General features: G+C 64.2%; 6 protein-coding genes. 5 read left to right on the top strand and 1 reads right to left on the bottom strand.

The window, feature by feature from the left end; translation table 11 throughout:
- The coding region (locus ACFE7K_RS15705; RefSeq protein ID WP_375399130.1) for an aconitase family protein at nucleotides 1-686 on the bottom strand (686 nt) is incomplete at its 3' end.
- A gap of 210 nt (nucleotides 687-896) precedes the next feature.
- On the opposite strand from ACFE7K_RS15705, the gene ACFE7K_RS15700 reads away from it, so the two are divergent.
- From ACFE7K_RS15700 to ACFE7K_RS15680, 5 genes are all read left to right on the top strand, one after another.
- Nucleotides 897-1,142 carry a type II toxin-antitoxin system Phd/YefM family antitoxin gene (locus tag ACFE7K_RS15700; RefSeq protein ID WP_375399129.1) on the top strand — a complete coding sequence of 82 codons (246 nt, stop codon included), beginning with the start codon at nucleotides 897-899 and terminating at the stop codon, nucleotides 1,140-1,142.
- Nucleotides 1,139-1,525: a type II toxin-antitoxin system VapC family toxin gene (locus ACFE7K_RS15695; RefSeq protein WP_375399128.1), complete on the top strand. Its 387-nt coding sequence runs from the start codon at nucleotides 1,139-1,141 to the stop codon at nucleotides 1,523-1,525. The genes ACFE7K_RS15700 and ACFE7K_RS15695 overlap by 4 nt, the downstream gene beginning before the upstream one ends.
- Before the next feature lie 129 nt (nucleotides 1,526-1,654).
- Entirely contained in the window at nucleotides 1,655-1,906 is a 252-nt protein-coding gene (locus tag ACFE7K_RS15690) for a hypothetical protein (protein ID WP_375399127.1), read from the top strand.
- 10 nt (nucleotides 1,907-1,916) lie between these two features.
- Nucleotides 1,917-2,006: a potassium-transporting ATPase subunit F gene (locus ACFE7K_RS15685; protein WP_375399126.1), complete on the top strand. Its 90-nt coding sequence runs from the start codon at nucleotides 1,917-1,919 to the stop codon at nucleotides 2,004-2,006.
- Nucleotides 2,007-2,019: 13 nt separating this feature from the next.
- Nucleotides 2,020-2,444, top strand: a 425-nt coding sequence (locus ACFE7K_RS15680; RefSeq protein WP_375399125.1) for a potassium-transporting ATPase subunit KdpA, incomplete at its 3' end; no start/stop codon positions are given.

The following is a 2,444-nucleotide window of genomic DNA, read 5'->3' as shown; positions in this document are numbered from 1 at the left end:
AGGCCGTTGACCATCGTCGTGTGGCTGTCGGTGCCGACCAGCGTGTCGGGATAGGCGATGGCGCGGCCGTCGCCATGGTCGCCGGTGGCGTCCGAATGCCACACCGCCTGGCCGATATATTCCAGATTGACCTGGTGGCAGATGCCCGTGCCGGGCGGCACCACCGAGAAATTGTCGAGCGCCTTCGATCCCCATTTGAGGAATTCGTAGCGTTCGAAGTTCCGCGCATATTCCAGCTCGACATTGTCGCCGAACGCCTGGGGGCTGCCGAACTCGTCGACCATCACGCTATGGTCGATGACGAGGTGAACGGGAACCAGCGGATTGATCTTGGCCGCGTCCCCGCCCAGCCGGGTGATCGCGTCGCGCATCGCCGCCAGGTCGACGACGCAAGGGACGCCGGTGAAATCCTGCATCAGCACGCGTGCGGGGCGATACTGGATCTCGCGATCCGGGGCGACGGGGTTCGCCTGCCAGTCGACGATCGCCTGGGCATCCTCGGGCGTGACGGTGACGCCGTCCTCGAAGCGCAGCATGTTCTCCAGCAGGACCTTCATCGAAAAGGGCAGGCGGCTGATGTCGCCGAGCTTCGCCGATGCCTTGGCCAGTGAATAATAATCGTAGGTCTTGCCCCCGGCGACGAGCGTGTCGCGGGTGCCGAGCGTGTCCTGGCCGATGGCGGTCATGCGGGTCCTTCCCCTGATGTGCGGCCAGTCGCGAAGCGCGGCGGGAAGGCGCCCGACGGGGGGCCGCACAAGCGCGCCCGGACGGGCGAATCTTACGTCATGCGGGCCTTAGCAAGGGGGCGGGGGCGGGGGAAGGGTGGGGCTACCCATGTTGCGCGGCGAGCTTGGATGAACTAAGTCCGGTTAGTCTAGTTTACCTGAAGGTATGCCATGCTCACGGTCAACATCCATGACGCCAAGACCCGCTTGTCCAAGCTGATCGAGATGGCGGTCAACGGCGAGCCGTTCATCATCGCCAAGGCCGGCAAGCCGATGGTCAAGGTCACCGCGGTCGACGCGCCCGATCCGCCGCGCCGCAGCCGCATCGGGTTCATGAAGGGCCAGATCAAGGTGCCCGACGATTTTGACACGATGGGCCAGGAAGAGATCGAGCGCATGTTCTACGGCGACGAATGAGGCTGCTGCTAGATACGCACCTGTTGCTGTGGATCGCCGAAGGGTCGGCGCGATTGTCCAAGATGGCGCGCGCCTTGATCAACGATGACGGCAATGTGCTGATGTTCAGCGCGGTCAGCATAGCCGAAGTGTCGATCAAGCATGCGTTGCGCCGTCCCGACTTCACCGCAAACCCCGCTGGCCTGCGGCGCGGGCTGACCGACAACGGCTATGTCGAATTGCCGCTGACCAGCGATCACGCGGTCGCCGTCGGCGCCCTGCCGCCGATCCACACGGACCCGTTCGACCGGCTGCTGCTCGCGCAGGCGATGGCGGAGGGCATCGTATTGCTGACTGGCGACGCCGTGCTGGCGGAATATCCGGGGCCGGTGCGGGTGGTGTGAGAGCCGCGCGGCGTTCCCGCGCTTTGCCTGATGCAGCCGATCCGAACCGCAAAATGCTACGTCAAACATATGAAGAAAGCGGTCTAGCGATCTCGCTACTTAACGCCGTGCCCGCCTAATAGAGCGTCCTTGCCTGCCGCCTTCCGCGATCGGGAAACATGGGGACCTTATGGCCTGCCGGATAATCGCGCCCATCGCGGCGATGTTCATAGCCTTCCGGACCAGCGACTTGCGCCGCGCCATCGGGACGGCAGCGGGCGGATCGCCCACCCCCGGCTGCTGACGGGAGCGCCAACCATGCAGGACATATTGTGGATCGCGATCACGATCGGGCTGCTCGCGCTGACCCTGGCCTATTTCCGCCTGTGCGAAAAAGCGTGAGGACCCTGTCATGACGATCGACCTGTGGCTCGGCGGCCTGACCGCCGTCGGCTTGCTTTTCTATCTCGTCGCGGTGCTCGTCCACCCCGAGCGGTATTGAGCGGAGACCATCGATGACCGTACAAGGCTGGCTGCTCATTCTGGTTTTCGCCGCGCTCGTCGTGGCGATCACCAAGCCGTTCGGCATGGGCCTGTTCGCGATCATGGAGGGGCGGCGCACGTGGTTGCATCCCGTGCTCTCGCCCGTCGAGCGCGGCTTCTACGCGCTGTCGGGGATCAACCCCGATGCCGAGCAGGACTGGAAGCGCTTCGGCATCCACATGCTGCTGTTCAACGTGGCCGGCCTGTTCTTGACCTATGCGATCCTGCGGCTGCAATATTACCTTCCGCTCAACCCGCTCGGGTTCGCGGGGCTGGCGCCGCACCTTGCATGGAACACCGCGGTCAGCTTTGCCACCAACACCAACTGGCAGAGCTATAGCGGCGAGGCGACGATGTCGCAGTTCAGCCAGATGGTGGGGCTGACGATCCACAACTT

Source organism: uncultured Sphingomonas sp. (genome assembly GCF_964244265.1).
Lineage (GTDB): Bacteria > Pseudomonadota > Alphaproteobacteria > Sphingomonadales > Sphingomonadaceae > Sphingomonas.
The sequence above is the reverse complement of the archived record's forward strand: the minus strand, read 5'-3'. Positions and strand labels throughout refer to the sequence as shown.